Raw genomic sequence first — 17,378 nt, 5'->3', positions numbered from 1 at the left:
ACTGCGAATGGGCCAACGGGGGGTAGGTGCACGTGGCGCAACCGTGTATAACCCCGATGAGCAGAGGTGTGCAGAGGAAAGAATGGTTTCCGGAGGTTATTGAGCCATGGTCGCCCCCAATATTAATAAATTGCCCCTGGCGCGCGCCATCCTGGGGATTTGCCTGTTCGCCGCAGCCGCCGGTGCCGGCGCGCAATCGGCCGGCGAAGTCGAGTTCGCCCGCGGTGTGGGCTTCGCCCAAACGCCGGGCCAGACGCCCCGCACGCTGGGCAAGGGCCTGGCCCTGAAGGAAGGGGACCGGCTCACCACCTCCGACGGCGCCTCGGCCATCATCAAGCTGGAAGACGGCACCCGCATGACCGTGCGGCCCAACTCCGAGCTGGTCTTGCAGCAGTACCAATTCAAGGCGAACGCGCCGGACAACAGCATGCTGATGCAGCTGGTGCGCGGCGGCTTCCGGGCCGTGACGGGGCTGATTTCCAAGAATTCGCCCAATGCCGCCAAGGTACAGACGAACACCGCCACCATCGGCATTCGCGGCACCGATTTCGACGCCCGTGTGTGCTCGCGCGATTGCGGCGCCGAGTCGGCGCGCGTGATCGCCGCCGCCCGCCCCAACGCCGTGCAGGCCAGCGCCAAGATCATTTCAGCCCAAGGCGAAGTCAACGCCGTGGACGGCGCCGGCCAGCGCCGCCGCCTGGTCGATGGCGGCAGCATCTACCCGGGCGACCTGATCGAAACCGGCAGCAGCACGCGGGCCGTGCTGGCGTTCCGCGACGACACCCGGATCACGCTGGGGTCCACCACCCGCTTTCGCGTGGACAACTTTGTCTATGACGACCAGAACGCCGGGGACGGCCGCTTCCTGGTGTCCGTGCTCAAGGGCTCGGTCCGGGCCCTCACCGGCCTGATCGCCAAGGCCAACAACCGTAACGTCGGCTTCAGCACGGCCACGGCCACCATCGGCATCCGCGGCACCGGCCTGGATATCAATTGCACCGGCGCTTGCGCCGGGGAAGCCGGCGATTCGGGCTCGGGCCTCACGCTCTTCACGTGGCTGGGCTCCATCGCCGTCACGCCGACGGGGCAGACCGCCTTGCAAGTGCTGCAGGAGGGGCAGGGCCTGTTCATTTCCCCCAGCGGCATCAGGCCCATCGACAGCCAACCGGCGATCGACGGTCCGCGTCCCGATTCGGTCAACGTGCCGCCCAAGTTGTTTTCCAGCGACAACGTCTCCGATGCGGAGGAAGGCCTTTTCGTGTTCGTCCGCGACGGCCACATCGAGATCGCGACCGCCGGCGAAATCCTGCACCTGGGCAAGGGCGAGGCCGGCTTCGCGGGCAACGCCGGCGACGCCAAGCGGCCGGTGAACATTCCCAAGTTCATCGACTTCGACCGCATCCCGCTGCCGACCGCCAGGAATCCGCTGCTGGTGAACGTGCTGGCCGAGTCCGGCGTGAGGCCGAACAACCAGTGCAGGTAGTGAGAGAATTCCTGCTCATCCGGATCTGAATACAAGAGGGGCGAGGGTAAATATGATCACAGGGTTTTGTGCGCCCCGTTCGCGCAGCGGCGGGCGCGCCCGTCTTGGCGTGCTGGCTTTGGCGGCGATGGCCGCAACCGCCCCTGCGTTGGCCCAGGCGCCCGCACCGGTTCCCGCGCCTGCCCCCGCCCCCATGGCAGCCGCCGCGCCATCCCCGGTTTTTGCCATCAAGGGCTTCAAGGTCACCGGAGACAACCCGCTGGGTGACGGCGAGACCACCCGCGTGCTCGCGCCTTTCCTGCGGGCCGACGCCACCATAGAGACATTGCAGAAGGCCACCGCGGCCCTCGAAGCCGCGCTGCGCGACAAGGGCTATGGGTTGCACCGCGTGGCCCTGCCGCCGCAGGAAGTGGGCGATACCGTTTCGCTGACCATCGTGAAGTTCACGGTCGCCAAGGTCAACATGGACGGGCGCAGCATCTACGACGAGGGCAACATCCGCCGTAGCCTGCCCGAGTTGCGCGAAGGGCACAGCCCCAATTTCAAGACACTGGCCATCCAGACGGCCATCGCCAACGAGAACCCCAACAAGCAGATCCAGGTGGGCCTGCGTGAAGCGGATGAGCCGGACAAGATCGAGGCCACCGTCACCGTGAAGGAAAGCCGCCCCTGGACTTTCGCCGTGGGCCTGTCCAATGCCGGCTCCGAATCGTCCGGGCGCGACCGCCTGACGGTATCGGGCGGCCACACCAACCTGTTCAACCGGGACCACCAGTTCGTCGGCGCCTACACCACCTCGATCGAGCGTACGGAAGACGTCAAGCAGCTGGGCCTGGCGTACAAGGTGCCGCTGTACAGCCTGGGCGGCGTGATCGGCGCCAGCTACACGCGCTCCGACGTGGTGGGCAACTTCGGCACCTTCACCAGCACCGGCGCGGGCCACACGCTGGGTGTGAACTACACCCTGTACCTGGCGCCCCAGGGCGGCCGGCGCAGCTATGTGACCTTCGGCCTCGAAGACAAGGTGTTCGACGCAACGCAGATCAGCGGCATCGTCGTCGGCGTGGACCGGCGCAGCCGCCCCATCACCCTGGGCTATTCGGCACGCACCGAATCGGATGCGGCCGTGCGGGCCTACAACGTCGACCTCGCGTTCAATACCGGCAGCGGCCGCAACAACGACCTCGCGTCCTATCAGAACGAGGATCCGCGCATCAGCACCGTGCACTGGAAGGCCTTGCGCGGCGGCCTCAGCTACTCCGCCCCGTTCGCGCAAACCTGGATCTGGTCGGCGCGCAGCCAGTACCAGTACAGCCCCGACGTGCTGATCTCGGGCGAGCAATTCGGCCTGGGCGGCGTGGGCTCGGTGCGCGGCACCAGCATCGACCGCCCGATCACGGGCGACAAGGGTGTTTCGGCTTCGTTCGAAATCACCACCCCCGAACTGGCAACGGGTCTGCGGCTGCTGGGCTTCCTGGATGCGGGCTGGCTGGGCAACAACAGCCCCGACGGCTTCAACAGGCCTTCGAGCGACCGTCTGGCCAGCCTCGGCCTGGGCCTGCGCTTTGCCAAGGAGCCTTTCGCCGTATCGCTGGACTATGGGCGCCTGGTCAAGGGCAGCCGCGTGCCGCTCGCCTTGAACTCCGCCGCGCCGCAACAGGGCGACGACAGGTTCTATGTCAACCTGTCGATGCGCTTCTAACGCGGCAGGGCCTAGAATCCGGCTATGGCCGGTCTCACTTCCGATAGTCCCACTCCGCGCTCCCTGACCGTGCATGGGCAGTCGCGCGTGCTCGAGGTGGTTTTTTCCGACGGCGCCGAGTTCCGGATTCCGTTCGAACTCATGCGCATCTATTCCCCGTCGGCCGAAGTGCAGGGCCATGGCCCGGGCCAGGAAGTGCTGCAGACCGGCAAGCGCAACGTGGACCTCGCCGGCCTGGAGCCGGTGGGCAATTACGCAGTGCAGCCCACGTTCTCCGATGGGCACGACACCGGCATCTTCTCCTGGGACTACCTTTACTTCCTGGGCTCCCAGCAGACCCAGCTGTGGGCCGACTACGAGCGCCGGCTGAAAGCAGCGGGCGTGGAACGCGACGCACCCATGCCCGAGAAGGCCGGCCACGCCTGCGGCCATTGAGCGTCACGACATGAGCAAAACCCATTTCGGCTTCGAAACCGTCGACGAGCAAGAGAAGGCCCGCCGCGTGCGCGGTGTGTTCGATTCGGTCGCGCCGCGCTACGACGTGATGAACGACCTGATGTCGATGGGATTGCATCGCGCCTGGAAGGCCTACACCGTGCTCGTGGCGAACGTGCGGCCGGGCCAGCAGGTACTGGATATCGCGGGCGGCACGGGCGACCTGGCGCTGGCGTTCGCCAAGAAGGCCGGCGCCACCGGCCAGGTGGTGCACACCGACATCAACGAGGCGATGCTGCGCACCGGGCGCGACCGGCTCCTCGACGCCGGCGTGTCGCTGCCCACCGTGGTCTGCGATGCCGAGAAGCTTCCCTTTGCCGATGGCCGCTTCGATCTCGTCAGCGTGGCCTTCGGCCTGCGCAACATGACCCACAAGGACGGCGCCCTCGCGGAGATGAACCGGGTGCTCAAGCCCGGTGGCAAGCTGCTGGTGCTGGAGTTTTCCAAGGTCGCCAAGCCGTTGGAGAAGGCCTACGACTGGTATTCATTCAAGATCCTGCCGCAACTCGGCAGGCTGGTGGCCGGCGATAGCGACAGTTACCGCTACCTGGCCGAGTCGATTCGGATGCACCCCGGCCAGGAAGAGCTGAAGACCCTCATGAAGCAAAGGGGTTTCGGCCATGTGGACTATCACAATTTGACAGGCGGCGTAGTGGCATTGCATGTTGGAATCAAGTGTTGAGGCGGCTTCGCCTTATGGAGGCAATATGAGTATGAGAATTTGGTCATGGGCACTGGTGGCGGTGCTGGCTTTCGCGAGTTTCGAATCCGAGGCGGCCCGCCGCCTCGGGGGTGGCGGCTCGGTCGGACGCCAATCGGGCAACGTGACGCAACGCGAGGCGGCCAAGCCTGCCACGCCCGCCCAGGGACAGAACCAGGCCGCGCCTGCCGCGCAGCCCGGCGCCAATCCTGGTGCAGCCGCGGCGGCGCCCAAGCGCCCCTGGGGCGCCATGCTCGGCGGCCTGGCCGCGGGCCTGGGCCTGGCCTGGCTGGCGCATTCGCTGGGCCTGGGCGAAGCTTTCGGCCAGTTCCTGATGTTCGCCTTGCTGGCGATGGTCGTCATGGTCGTGATCGGCATGATCATGCGGTCGCGCCGCAATGCCCAATCGCCGAACCGGCCGTTCGCCTTCCAGGGGGCGGGGGCCGGCGCCGACAATCCCACGCTGCCGCCGCAATACAGCCCGGACAAGGTGGGCAACGATGCCTCCGCCCGGCCGTGGGAGCGCAACGCCATGGCGTTCGATGCGGGCAAGGGCCAGGGCGCCGGCGTGCAGATCGGCGCGGCCTTGGCCGGATCGCAGAACTGGGGCGTGCCCCCGGGCTTCGACACCGAAGGCTTCGTGGCCGCGGCCAAGCGCAACTTCGTCACCCTCCAGGACGCCTGGGACCGCTCCGACGTCGCGAGCCTGCGCTCGATGATGACGGACGACATGCTGGGCGAGATCAAGTCGCAACTGAACGAGCGCGAAAGCCACCTGGGCGGCCAGCCGAACAAGACCGAGGTGGTGATGCTCGACGCGCAGCTGCTGGGTATCGAAGACTTGGGACAAGACTACATGGCCAGCGTGGAGTTCTCCGGGATGATCCGCGAGGAGCCGGGCGCCGGGCCCAGCCCGTTCCGCGAAGTGTGGAACATGACCAAGCCCAAGGCCGGCCACAGCGGCTGGCTGGTGGCGGGGGTGCAGGCGCTCCAGTAGTGCTCGGCCTTTAGGTCAAAATCGGGGACTATGGCAACACAGTCCCCTTTTCCTTTTCTGGACGACCTGTTCTCCAGGCTGACCAGCAGCCTTCAGCCCCCGGCGTGGGTGGTGGAGGAAGTGCAGCGGCGACTCGTGCTGCTCGCCAATCACGTGCTGATGCAGGAGTCCGAGGCCCAGGCCCGGCTGGCGCGCCAGGCCGGCCGCGTCGTCGAGGCACGCTGGCGTGTTTTCGTCGTGCGGCTGATGGCCACGCCCGCCGGGCTGCTGGACGTCGCCCCGAATGGGGGCCAGCCGGACCTTACGCTCACGGTGACCGAAGAGTCGCCCTGGGAGCTGGCCCAGGCCGCGCTGCGGGGCGACAAGCCGGCGGTTCGCATCGCCGGCGACGTGCAGTTCGCCGCGGAGATCAACTGGCTGGTGGAGCACGTGCGCTGGGACCTCGAGGAAGACCTGTCGCGGCTGGTCGGCGACGCCCCCGCACACGCCATCGGCGACGTGGGACGGCGGATGGTGACCGCGCTGCGCGAATTCGCGGCCCAGCCGCCGGTCCAGCCGCCGGCGGCGTCGCCGGCTCCGAAGGCTTCGAACGGCTCAGGGCAGGCCGGGGCATGACGCGCTATCTGCGCGGGGTCATCATCGTCTGGGTGGCGTTGCGCTACGGACTGGACGAGCTGGTTCTCAACAGCTTCCAGCGGCCCTGGCTGAGTTCGATGGCCCGTGTCCTTTCCTTCGGCCGCAACCTGAAGGCGCCGCGCGGCCAGCGCCTGCGCATGGCGCTGGAACACCTGGGGCCGATCTTCGTGAAGTTCGGCCAGGTGCTCTCCACCCGGCGCGACCTGCTGCCGGCCGACGTGGCCGACGAACTCGCGCGGCTGCAGGACCGCGTGCCGCCCTTCGATTCCAGCGTTGCCATCGCCACCATAGAGCGGGCGTTCCGCCGTCCGGTGGACACCATCTTCGCCAGCTTCGAGCGCGAGCCGGTCGCCAGTGCCTCGATCGCGCAAGTGCACTTCGCGACGCTGATCGACAAGGGCGGCATCCTGCGCGACGTGGCGGTGAAGGTGCTGCGCCCGGGCATGCTGCCCGTGATCGAGAAAGACTTGAGCCTGATGCGCATGATGGCGGGCTGGCTGGAGCGGCTGTCGGCCGACGGCCGGCGCCTGAAGCCGCGCGAGGTGGTCGCCGAATTCGACAAGTACCTGCACGACGAGCTGGACCTGGTGCGCGAGGCCGCCAGCGCCGCGCAGCTGCGCCGCAACATGGACGGCCTGAACCTGGTGCTGATTCCCGAAATGCACTGGGACTACTGCCACCCCGACGTGATCGTGATGGAGCGCATGAACGGCGTTCCGATCAGCCAGTTCGAGCGGCTGCGGCAGGCCGGCGTCGATATCCGCCAGCTGGCGCGCGACGGCGTCACCATCTTCTTCACCCAGGTGTTTCGCGACGGCTTTTTCCACGCGGACATGCATCCCGGCAACATCCAGGTCAGCATCGAGCCCGCAACCTTCGGGCGCTATATCTCGCTGGACTTCGGCATCGTGGGCACGCTGACCGAGCACGACAAGGAATACCTGGCGCAGAACTTCACGGCGTTCTTCCGGCGCGACTACAAGCGGGTGGCACAGCTGCACATCGAGTCGGGCTGGGTGCCCCCCGACACGCGCGTGGACGAACTCGAAGCGGCGGTGCGCTCGGTCTGTGAGCCGTATTTCGACCGCCCGCTCAAGGAGATTTCGCTGGGCATGCTGCTGATGCGCCTGTTCCAGACCTCGCGGCGCTTCCAGGTCGAGATCCAGCCCCAGCTGGTGCTGCTGCAAAAGACGCTGCTGAACATCGAGGGCCTGGGCCGCCAGCTCGACCCGGATCTGGACCTGTGGAACACCGCCAAGCCGTTCCTGGAAAAGTGGATGCTCGAACAGGTCGGCCCGCAAAAGCTGATGGACGAACTGCGCGACCAGGCGCCGCGCTACGCCAAGCTGCTGCCCGAGCTGCCGCGGCTCTTGTACCAGTTCCTGCAGCAAAAACCGGCGGACGACCGGCGCGAGCTGCTGGAACTGCTGGCTGAGCAGAAAAGAACCAACCGGCTGCTGCAAAGTCTTATCTACGGCGGTATCGGATTTGCCTTGGGATTGATCGTCATGCAGATCGTGGTGCGAGTGCGCTTCTTCTGAATGCGCCTCAGCCTCGGGCATAATTTCGACAGGAAGAGCTGGCTGGAGGGCCGTCGATGAACTACACGCTGATCTCGTTTGTCGTCCTGTACCTGCTGGGGACCCTGGCCCTCGGCGTCTGGGCCGGCACCCGCATCAAGAACACGGCTGACTTTGCCATTGCCGGCCGGCGCCTGCCCCTGATCATGGTGGTCACGACCACCTTCGCGACCTGGTTCGGCGCCGAAACCGTGATGGGGATCCCGGCCAAGTTCGTGCAGGGCGGCCTGAACGCCGTCGTGGAGGACCCGTTCGGCGCCGGCACCTGCCTGGTGCTGGTGGGGCTGTTCTTCGCGGCGAAGCTGTACAAGCAGAACCTGCTGACCATCGGCGATTTCTATCGGCAGCGCTACGGCCGCGGCATCGAGGTGTTCTGCTCGGTCGCCATCATCCTGAGCTACCTGGGCTGGGTGGCGGCGCAGATCACGGCGCTCGGCCTGGTCTTCTCGGTGCTCACCAATGGCGCGATGTCCGAAACCACCGGCATGATCGTCGGCACCATGGCGGTGCTGGTGTATGTGGTCATCGGCGGCTTCCTGGCCGTGGCCTGGACCGACTTCATCCAGATGATCGTGTTGGTGATCGGCATGTCCGTCATCGCTGTTTTCGCCAGCGACCTGGCGGGCGGTTCGGGCCAGGTGATCTCGATGGTTACCTCGCAGAACCTGCTCAACTTCTTCCCTCAACCCAGCTTCACCGAGATCGCGTTTTTCATCGCGGCCGGGCTGACCATGATGCTGGGCTCCATCCCCCAGCAGGACGTCTTCCAGCGCGTGATGTCCGCCAAGAGCGCCGACACGGCGCGCAACGGCGCGGTCATCGGCGGGGTGAGCTACATCCTGTTCGCCTTCGTGCCCATGTTCATCGTTGCCAGCGCCGTGGTGGTCATGGGCGACGGCGCGATGGAGCTGGCCAAGAACGATTACCAGCGCCTGCTGCCGACGTTCGTGCTGACCAAGATGCCCCTGGTGATGCAAATCCTGTTCTTCGGCGCGCTGCTGTCGGCCATCAAGAGCACCTCCTCGGCCACCCTGCTGGCGCCCTCGACGAGCTTCGTCGAGAACATCCTGAAGAACCTGCGCCCCGGCATGACCGACCGGCAGCAGCTGCTGGCCATGCGCCTGACCATCGTGGCCTTTACCGGCGTCGTGCTGGCCTATGCCATCGCCATGAAGGGCACCTCCATCTACGACCTGGTGTCCACCGCCTACCAGGTCACCCTGGTCGCCGCCTTCGTGCCGCTGGTGATGGGCCTGTACTGGAAGCGCGCCACCACCCAGGGCGCCATCGTCTCGGTCGCAGCCGGGATCGCGGTTTGGGTGATGTTCTTCCCGCAAGTGGGCGGCGAGGAGCTGAGCAAGGCGTTCCCGGGCCAGCTGGCCGGCCTGATTGCCGCCTTCGCCGGCATGGTCGCGGGATCACTGGCGCCCCAGATGCTGCGGAACCGCCAGGAGCCGCGCAAGGCCATGGCGGGCTTGACGCCCCAGTGAGGACATAAGGCGGGCCAGGGTTGAGTCTGAGCCCCCGCCTATAATTGAAGGCTTTGCACCTCAATTACCTCCGTTAGCGCCAATGCCCATCTATGCGTACAAATGCGGCTCCTGCGGCCATGCCAAGGACGCGCTGCAAAAAATCTCGGACGCGCCGCTCACGGTTTGCCCGGCCTGCGGCGCTTCGACATTCAGCAAGCAGCTGACCGCCGCCGGCTTCCAGCTCAAGGGCTCGGGCTGGTACGCGACCGATTTCCGTGGTTCCGGCGCCGCTCCTGCGACCCCCGCTGCCGACGGCGCCAAGCCCGCCGAAGCCGGCAAGACGACCGAAGCCGGCAAGACGACCGAGGCCGGCAAGACGACCGAGGCCGGCAAGACCGCCGAGCCCGCAAAGCCGGCCGATGGGGCATCCAAGCCTTCCGACACCAGCACACCTGCGGCCAAGCCCGGCGGGCCCTCGGCTTCGGCCGGCGGTCGCCGCAGTGCCTGCGCCAGCCACTAAGGACGCCATGCTCGCTCTGCGCAAATGGCTCGTGTCGGGACTGCTGGTCATCGTTCCGGTCGCGATCACGATCGCCGTCCTGCAATGGATCATCGGCACGCTGGATCGCACGCTGCTGATCCTGCCCGAGGCCTGGCACCCCGACCGCCTGATCGGCGTCCACATCCCGGGTTTCGGCGTGCTGCTCACGCTGGGCATCCTGCTGCTGGTCGGCGCGGTGGTCAGCAATTTCGTGGGCAAGAAGCTCGTCAACTGGGGCGACCAGGCGGTCAGCCGCATCCCGGTCGTTCGCTCCATCTATTCCAGCGTCAAGCAGGTGTCCGACACGCTGTTCTCGGAAAGCGGCAACGCGTTCCGCACGGCCGTACTCGTGCAGTGGCCGCGGCCCGACGTCTGGACCATCGGCTTCGTCACGGGCACGCCCGGCGGCGACGTCGCCAACTACCTCGTGGGCGACTATCTCAGCGTCTACGTGCCCACCACGCCCAACCCCACGGGCGGCTACTTCGTGATGCTGCGCAAGAGCGATTGCGTGGAGTTGAAAATGAGCGTCGACGAGGCGCTCAAGTACGTCATCTCCATGGGCGTCGTCGCGCCGTCAGCCAGTAACAGAGGATAACGAGCCGCGCCTTTGGCGGCCCGTCCTTCCATAAAGGTTCTCCCCATGTCTTCCCAGAAAATGCGTACGACCTATTGCGGTCTCGTCACCGAAGCCCTGCTGGGCCAGACCATCACCCTCTGCGGCTGGGTCAACCGCCGGCGCGACCATGGCGGGGTGATCTTCGTGGACCTGCGTGACCGCGAAGGCTATGTTCAGGTCGTATGCGACCCGGATCGCGCCGAGACGTTCAAGGTGGCCGAGGGCCTGCGCAACGAGTTCTGCGTCCAGGTCAAGGGCCTGGTGCGCGCACGTCCCGCGGGAACGACCAATGACCACCTGAAGAGCGGCAAGATCGAGATTCTGTGCCATGAGCTGACGGTGCTCAATCCTTCGGTGACGCCCCCGTTCCAGCTGGACGACGAAAACCTGTCGGAAACGACCCGCCTGGTCCACCGCGTGCTGGACCTGCGTCGCCCGTACATGCAGAACAACCTGATGCTGCGTTACAAGGTGACGATGGAGGTGCGCAAGTTCCTCGACGCCAACGGTTTCATCGACATCGAGACGCCGATGCTCACGAAGAGCACGCCCGAGGGCGCGCGCGACTACCTGGTGCCCAGCCGCGTGCACGACGGCATGTTCTTCGCGCTGCCGCAGTCCCCGCAGCTGTTCAAGCAGCTGCTGATGGTGGCCGGCTACGACCGCTACTACCAGATCACCAAGTGCTTCCGCGACGAAGACCTGCGCGCCGACCGCCAGCCCGAATTCACCCAGATCGACGTGGAAACCTCCTTCCTGGACGAGGAGGAGATCCGCACGATGTTCGAGGGGATGATCCGCAGCACATTCAAGAACGTGATCGGCGTCGACATGCCCGCCTTCCCGGTGATGACGCACACCGAGGCGATGCGCCTGTACGGCTCGGACAAGCCCGACCTGCGCGTCCAGCTCGAGTTCACCGAACTCACCGACGTGATGAAGGACGTCGACTTCAAGGTCTTCTCGGGCCCGGCCAATTCGCCGGACGGGCGCGTGGTGGCGTTGCGCGTGCCGGGCGGCAGCGAGATGAGCCGCAGCGAGATCGACGGCTACACCGAGTTCGTCAAGATCTACGGGGCCAAGGGCCTGGCGTGGATCAAGGTCAACGACATCGCCGGCGGTCGCGAGGGCCTGCAGTCGCCCATCGTCAAGAACATCCATGACGCGGCGATCGCCGAAATCCTGAAGCGCACCGGCGCTGCCAGCGGCGACCTGATCTTCTTCGGCGCCGACAAGGCCAAGGTCGTGAACGACGCCATCGGCGCGCTGCGCGTCAAGGTCGGCCACAGCGAATTCGGCAAGGCCCACGGCCTGATGCAAGGCGAATGGAAGCCGCTGTGGGTGGTCGATTTCCCGATGTTCGAATTCGACGACGATGCCCAGCGCTGGAACGCCGTGCACCACCCGTTCACGTCGCCCAAGGATGGGCACGAGGACTGGCTGGAAACGGATCCCGGCCGCTGCGTCGCCAAGGCTTACGACGCCGTGCTCAACGGCATCGAACTAGGCGGCGGCTCGGTGCGTATCCATCGCGAAGACGTGCAAAGCAAGGTGTTCCGCGCGCTCAAGATCGACGCCGAGGAAGCCCAGCTCAAGTTCGGCTTCCTGCTGGACGCGCTGCAATACGGCGCGCCCCCGCACGGCGGCATCGCCATCGGCCTGGACCGCTTCGTCATGTTGATGACGGGCGCCGAAAGCCTGCGCGACGTGATCGCCTTCCCAAAGACGCAGCGCGCCCAGGACCTACTGACGCAGGCCCCTGGCCCGGTGGACGAGAAGCAGCTGCGCGAGCTGCACATCAAGCTGCGCAATACGCAGACGGCTTAAGGATTTGTCATGCCGGCCCCGGATCAAGTCCGGGGTTTCAGCTCCCGGGATCCAGGTTGCGCCGTGCCATGATGGATTGCGGGTCAAGCCCGCAATGACAATACAGCCATGTCTCGCCCTTTCAAGATTCCGGAATCGGTGCTGGTGGTGATCTACACCCCGGCTCTCGATGTGCTGTTGATCAACCGCGCCGACGCGCCCAATTACTGGCAGTCGGTGACGGGCAGCAAGGATGCCCTGAACGAGGACCTGGCGCAGACCGCCGCGCGCGAGGTGTTCGAGGAAACGGGCATCAGCTGCGGCCCCGGCACGATCCTGGAGACGGGCTTGCAGGACTGGGGCCTGGAAAACATCTATGACATCTACCCGCGCTGGCAGCACCGCTACGCGCCCGGTGTCACCCGCAACACCGAACATGTTTTCGGGCTGTGCGTGCCCGAGGGCACGCCGGTCACGCTGAACCCGCGCGAGCACACGGGATACCTGTGGTTACCTTGGCGCAAAGCGGCCGACGCCTGCTTTTCGCCGTCCAACGCCGAGGCGATCCTGTTGCTGCCACAATTTGCCGGATGAGAGCAGGCATATTACGAGTCGCCACTTACAACATCCACAAAGGCGTGCAGGGCGTGGGCTTCACCCGCCGCCTCGAGATCCACAACATAGGCCACGCCGTGGAGCAGCTCGACGCCGACATCGTCTGCCTGCAGGAGGTGCGCAAGCTGCACCGGCGCGAAGAGCAGTACTTCACCCGCTGGCCCGAGCTGCCGCAGGCGGAGTTCCTGGCCCCCGAGGGCTATGAGGCGGTCTACCAGACCAACGCCACCACCAAGCACGGCGAGCACGGCAACGCCTTGCTGACGCGATGGCCCGTCATCTCGCGCGGGCACGAGGACGTGTCCGATCACCGGTTCGAGCAGCGCGGCCTGCTCCACGTGAAGGTGCTCGCCCACGGCCGGCCCATCCACGTGATCGTGCTGCACCTGGGCCTGATTGCCGGCAGCCGGATACGCCAGGTCCAGCAGGTGGCGGGCTACATCAAGCGCGAAGTGCCGCGGCGCGAGGCCTTGGTGGTGGCGGGCGACTTCAACGACTGGGGCGGCAAGTTGCGTGGCGCGATGAATGAGGCCGGCCTGAAAGACTTCACCGGCGAGCGGCAATACACCTATCCGTCACGCCTGCCTTTGACCCAGCTGGACTATGTCTATGCGCGTGGCCTCAAGCCCATGGGCGTGGAGATTCCCCGCGGCCGAATCTGGTGGCGCATGTCCGACCATCTTCCGCTGATCGCGGAGTTCAAGGTGTAGGGATGGCCCGAGCCGCTTCGACTCTACGCGCGGGGCATGAACTGCGGCTGCTCGAGGGGAGCGGCGAGCTGTTTGCCGCGTTGGTGGATGCGATCGAGCTGGCCACACACGAGGTGCGGCTGGAAACCTATATCTTCGACTTCACAGGGCAGGCCACCGAAGTGGCCTATGCATTGGAGCGCGCGGCGCGCCGCGGCGTCAGCGTGAATGTGCTCACCGATGGCTTTGGCACCCCGCACTTGCCGCCGGCTTGGCGCGAACGTTTTCTGAATGCCGGCGTCGATTGGCGCGTCTATGCGCCGCCGGGGCGACTGGGGATGCTGTGGCCGGGCAACTGGCGCCGGCTGCATCGCAAGCTGTGCGTGGTCGATGGGCAGGTGGCCTTCTGCGGCGGCATCAACATCCTGGACGATCTCCACGACCCCAACCATGGGGTGCTGCAGGCGCCGCGATTCGATTTTGCCGTGCGGATCACCGGGCCGCTGGTCGTCGAAGCGCAGGCCGCGATGGCGCAGCTGTGGCTGCGCATGCAAGCGATGCGCGACATTCGCAAGGCCTGGCTGGCTGGCGCCATCGATTCGCTGCGTGCCTCGGCGGCCACCATGCGGGCTGCCGCCGGCAGGCCCGCCCCCGACCAGCCGCGGGCCCGGGCGGCACTGCTCTTGCGCGACAACGTTCGCAACCGGGCGCGCATAGACCGTGCCTACCGCCGCGCGATAGGCCGGGCGCGCGAGGAAATCATCATCGCCAATGCCTACTTCGTGCCGGGTCGCAGGATGCGGCAAGCGCTGGTGACGGCGGCGCGGCGCGGCGTCAAGGTGCAGTTGCTGCTCCAGGGGCGCTACGAATACTTCATGCAGTACTACGCGGCTCGGCCGGTTTACGGGGCGTTGCTACGGGCCGGCGTGCAGATCCATGAGTACTCGCCCAGCTTCCTGCACGCGAAGGTGGCGGTGATCGACGGCCGCTGGGCCACCGTGGGTTCGTCAAATCTCGACCCGTTGAGCCTGTTGCTGGCCCGCGAAGCCAATGTCGTGGTCGAGGACGCCGGGTTTGCCGGGCTGCTGCGCGGCCGGCTGCTCGAAGCGATGCAACATGCGGGGCGCGTGGTGAACGCGGATGAATATGGCAACCGGCCGTTGCGCCAGCGCGCCATGGAGTACCTGGCGATGGCGCTCATGCGGCTGGCCCTCCTGTTCCAGGGCCAGAAGTACCTGTAGGCCAGTCCCGCATGGCGCCAGACCTGATCGTCCAGCGGCCCGAAGGCCTGTACTGTCCGCCGGGAGATTTCTACATCGACCCCTGGCGGCCGGTCGCGCGGGCGGTGATCACCCATGCGCATTCCGATCACGCCCGCATCGGCAATGGCCACTACCTGGCGGCGCAGCAGGCCGAAGGTGTGCTGCGCACCCGACTGGGCGAGATCGATTTGCAAACCTTGCCCTACGGAGAACGCATCGTCCACAACGGCATAGGGCTCTCGCTGCATCCCGCCGGCCACGTGCTGGGGTCGGCCCAGGTGCGCCTGGAGCATGGCGGCCGGGTTTGGGTGGCGAGTGGCGACTACAAGGTCGCCCCCGACAAGACCTGCGCGCCTTTCGAGCCGGTGAAATGCAACGTCTTCATCACCGAGTCGACGTTCGGGCTGCCGATCTACCGCTGGAGCCCGGACGAGGAAATCTTTGCCGACATCAATGGCTGGTGGGGCCGCAACGTGGTCGCCGGCCGCGCCAGCGTGCTCACCTGCTACAGCTTCGGCAAGGCCCAGCGCATCCTGAGCGGCGTGGACCCTTCCATCGGGCCGATCATCGTGCACGGCGCGGTGGAGCCGCTCAACCGCGCCTACCGCGCGGCCGGCGTCGAATTGCCGGAGACCCGCATGGTCACCGACATCAAGGACAAGGCGGACCTCAAGCGGGCGCTCGTCATCTGCCCGCCCAGCGCAGCTGCCAGCCCGTGGATGCGCCGCTTCGGCGATGCGCAAACTGCATTCGCCAGCGGCTGGATGCAGTTGCGCGGCGCACGGCGGCGCGGCGGCTACGACCGCGGCTTCGTGCTGTCAGACCACGCCGACTGGCCGGGCCTCATGGGCGCCATCGCCGCCACCGGCGCGCAACGCATCATCGTCACGCATGGCAGTGTTCCCGTCATGGTTCGCTATCTGGGCGAGCAGGGCTTGCAGGCGGAGGCGTTCGATACCGAGTACGGCGATGATCTGGTCGAGGCGGATGTGGAGGCACCCACCTCGACATGAAACGCTTCTCCCGCCTGTTCGCCGAACTGGACGCGACCACTTCGACCAACGCCAAGGTCGAAGCCCTGCAGCGCTACTTCGGGCAGGCGCCGGCCCGGGACGCGGCCTGGGCCGTTTACTTTCTCTCCGGCGGCAAGCCGCGCCAAGTGGTTTCCATGGCCAGCCTGGCGCTGCTGGCCTGCGAGGTCGCGCAAATTCCGCCTTGGCTGTTCGACGAGTCCTATCAGGCTGTCGGCGACCTGGCCGAGACCATTGCCCATGTCCTGCCGCGCGAAGGCGAGCCCTCCGACGTGGGCCTGGCGGACTGGATCGAAGACCGGCTGCTGCCGCTGCGCGGCTTGAGCGAGCCGGAGATCGCTGCTCGTGTGAAGTCGTATTGGCGCGAACTCGACGACCAGGGCCGCTTCCTGCTGACCAAGCTGGTGGGCGGGGGCTTCCGTGTTGGCGTCAGCAAGCTGCTGGTGCAAAGGGCATTGGCCGCGCACAGCGGCATCGACGCCAAGCGCGTGGCCCAGCGGATGATGGGCTACACCGATGGGAAGGTGCTGCCGTCGGTCGAGCGCTTCCAGGCGCTCATCGCCAAGGAGGACGAGGGCGGGGCGCCCCTCGACGAAGGCCAGCCCTATCCGTTCTTCCTGGCGCATCAGCTCGATGCGCCGCCCGAAGTGTTCACCGCCAAGCTCGGGCCGGTGAGCGACTGGCAGGTGGAATGGAAATACGACGGCATCCGGGGCCAGATCGTCAAGCGCTCCGGCAAGGTATGGCTATGGTCGCGCGGCGAGGAACTGGTGACTGAGCGCTTCCCCGAGATCGTGGCGCTGGCCCAGCCGCTGCCCGATGGCACGGTGCTGGATGGCGAGATCATGGTGTGGCGGGACGGGCCGGCGCCGTTCGCCCTGCTGCAGCAGCGCATCGGGCGCAAGACGCTCACCAAGAAGGTGCTGGCCGATGCGCCGGTCACCTTCATGGCCTACGACCTGCTGGAGCAGGAGCGGCAGGACATCCGCGGCCTGCCCCAGCGCGAGCGGCGTTCCCGCCTCGAGGCTTTGCTGCAGGGCACGGGCTTCAAGGTCTCGCCAATAGAAACGCATTCGTCGTGGCTGGATTTCGCGACGCAGCGCCAGCGCTCGCGCGAGCTGGGCGTCGAGGGCTTCATGCTCAAGCGCCTGGACGCCGCCTACGGCACCGGCCGCACCAAGGCCGAGGGGCTGTGGTGGAAGTGGAAGATCGATCCGATGACGATCGACTGCGTGCTGGTCTACGCCCAGGCCGGCCACGGGCGCCGGGCTTCCGTGTACACCGACTACACCTTCGCGGTGTGGAACCGGCGGCCGGAAAACAAGGAAGAGGCCGACGCCGTCCTGGAGGCCATCGCCGAGCGGCAGCCGCCGCAGCCGGGCGCGCTTCAGCTGGTGGCCTTCGCCAAAGCCTATTCGGGCCTGACGGACGAGGAGTTCCGGCAGGTCGATGCCATCATCCGCAGGACCACGCTGGAAAAGTTCGGGCCGGTGCGCAGCGTCAAGCCTTCCCTGGTGTTCGAGCTGGGTTTCGAGGGCATCAACCGCAGCCCCCGCCACAAGAGCGGCATCGCCGTCCGGTTTCCCCGGATGCTGCGAATCCGCTTCGACAAGCCGCTGCACGAGGCCAACACCCTACAGGACCTGGAAGTGCTATTGAAGTTATAGCGACTGCACCAAGCCTGGAAAGGCCAAACCTCAAAAACCTTTGGCTACCGGGCGAAAGCGGGCGGTGTTACCATTTAGCATGC

General features: G+C 66.3%; 16 protein-coding genes. All 16 read left to right on the top strand.

Annotation, left to right across the window (positions count from 1 at the left end; translation table 11 throughout):
- Positions 1-106 precede the first annotated feature (106 nt).
- The 16 genes from HNE04_RS16095 (at position 107) to HNE04_RS16020 (ending at position 17,295) form a co-directional block, all read left to right on the top strand.
- Positions 107-1,483 carry a FecR family protein gene (locus tag HNE04_RS16095; protein ID WP_172221083.1) on the top strand — a complete coding sequence of 459 codons (1,377 nt, stop codon included), beginning with the start codon at positions 107-109 and terminating at the stop codon, positions 1,481-1,483.
- A 52-nt stretch (positions 1,484-1,535) separates the two neighbouring features.
- Complete coding sequence (locus HNE04_RS16090; protein ID WP_172221080.1) at positions 1,536-3,185, top strand: ShlB/FhaC/HecB family hemolysin secretion/activation protein; 1,650 nt, start codon at positions 1,536-1,538, stop codon at positions 3,183-3,185.
- A 24-nt stretch (positions 3,186-3,209) separates the two neighbouring features.
- Entirely contained in the window at positions 3,210-3,620 is a 411-nt protein-coding gene (locus HNE04_RS16085; protein WP_172221077.1) for a gamma-butyrobetaine hydroxylase-like domain-containing protein, read from the top strand.
- A gap of 10 nt (positions 3,621-3,630) precedes the next feature.
- Positions 3,631-4,362: a bifunctional demethylmenaquinone methyltransferase/2-methoxy-6-polyprenyl-1,4-benzoquinol methylase UbiE gene (gene ubiE / locus HNE04_RS16080; RefSeq protein WP_172221073.1), complete on the top strand. Its 732-nt coding sequence runs from the start codon at positions 3,631-3,633 to the stop codon at positions 4,360-4,362.
- A gap of 31 nt (positions 4,363-4,393) precedes the next feature.
- Complete coding sequence (locus HNE04_RS16075; protein WP_172221237.1) at positions 4,394-5,377, top strand: Tim44 domain-containing protein; 984 nt, start codon at positions 4,394-4,396, stop codon at positions 5,375-5,377.
- A gap of 30 nt (positions 5,378-5,407) precedes the next feature.
- The gene (locus HNE04_RS16070) at positions 5,408-5,992 is read left to right on the top strand and encodes a hypothetical protein (RefSeq protein ID WP_172221070.1); all 585 of its coding nucleotides are present in this window, start codon (positions 5,408-5,410) and stop codon (positions 5,990-5,992) included.
- On the top strand, positions 5,989-7,554 hold the full coding sequence (gene ubiB / locus HNE04_RS16065; protein ID WP_172221067.1) for a ubiquinone biosynthesis regulatory protein kinase UbiB: 1,566 nt from the start codon (positions 5,989-5,991) through the stop codon (positions 7,552-7,554). The genes HNE04_RS16070 and ubiB overlap by 4 nt, the downstream gene beginning before the upstream one ends.
- A 56-nt stretch (positions 7,555-7,610) precedes the next feature.
- Positions 7,611-9,083: a sodium:solute symporter family protein gene (locus HNE04_RS16060; protein ID WP_172221064.1), complete on the top strand. Its 1,473-nt coding sequence runs from the start codon at positions 7,611-7,613 to the stop codon at positions 9,081-9,083.
- Between the two features lie 82 nt (positions 9,084-9,165).
- Positions 9,166-9,585 (top strand): FmdB family zinc ribbon protein, encoded by a 420-nt coding sequence (locus tag HNE04_RS16055; protein WP_172221061.1) that lies wholly within the window; start codon positions 9,166-9,168, stop codon positions 9,583-9,585.
- 7 nt (positions 9,586-9,592) lie between these two features.
- Positions 9,593-10,204, top strand: coding sequence for a DUF502 domain-containing protein (locus HNE04_RS16050; protein ID WP_172221058.1), 612 nt, complete (start codon positions 9,593-9,595; stop codon positions 10,202-10,204).
- A gap of 45 nt (positions 10,205-10,249) precedes the next feature.
- Positions 10,250-12,052, top strand: coding sequence for an aspartate--tRNA ligase (aspS, locus tag HNE04_RS16045; protein ID WP_172221056.1), 1,803 nt, complete (start codon positions 10,250-10,252; stop codon positions 12,050-12,052).
- Between the two features lie 108 nt (positions 12,053-12,160).
- Entirely contained in the window at positions 12,161-12,625 is a 465-nt protein-coding gene (gene nudB / locus HNE04_RS16040; RefSeq protein WP_172221053.1) for a dihydroneopterin triphosphate diphosphatase, read from the top strand.
- Positions 12,622-13,356: an endonuclease/exonuclease/phosphatase family protein gene (locus tag HNE04_RS16035; protein WP_172221050.1), complete on the top strand. Its 735-nt coding sequence runs from the start codon at positions 12,622-12,624 to the stop codon at positions 13,354-13,356. The genes nudB and HNE04_RS16035 overlap by 4 nt, the downstream gene beginning before the upstream one ends.
- Before the next feature lie 2 nt (positions 13,357-13,358).
- The gene (clsB, locus tag HNE04_RS16030; protein WP_172221047.1) at positions 13,359-14,576 is read left to right on the top strand and encodes a cardiolipin synthase ClsB; all 1,218 of its coding nucleotides are present in this window, start codon (positions 13,359-13,361) and stop codon (positions 14,574-14,576) included.
- Positions 14,577-14,587: 11 nt separating this feature from the next.
- A complete protein-coding gene (locus HNE04_RS16025) occupies positions 14,588-15,610 on the top strand; it encodes a ligase-associated DNA damage response exonuclease (RefSeq protein ID WP_172221044.1) in 1,023 nt (340 codons plus the stop codon).
- The gene (locus HNE04_RS16020; protein WP_172221041.1) at positions 15,607-17,295 is read left to right on the top strand and encodes an ATP-dependent DNA ligase; all 1,689 of its coding nucleotides are present in this window, start codon (positions 15,607-15,609) and stop codon (positions 17,293-17,295) included. Before HNE04_RS16025 ends, HNE04_RS16020 begins: the two co-directional genes overlap by 4 nt.
- Positions 17,296-17,378 lie beyond the last annotated feature (83 nt).

Source organism: Caenimonas soli, from assembly GCF_013155545.1.
GTDB lineage: Bacteria > Pseudomonadota > Gammaproteobacteria > Burkholderiales > Burkholderiaceae_C > Ramlibacter > Ramlibacter soli.
The sequence above is the reverse complement of the archived record's forward strand: the minus strand, read 5'-3'. Positions and strand labels throughout refer to the sequence as shown.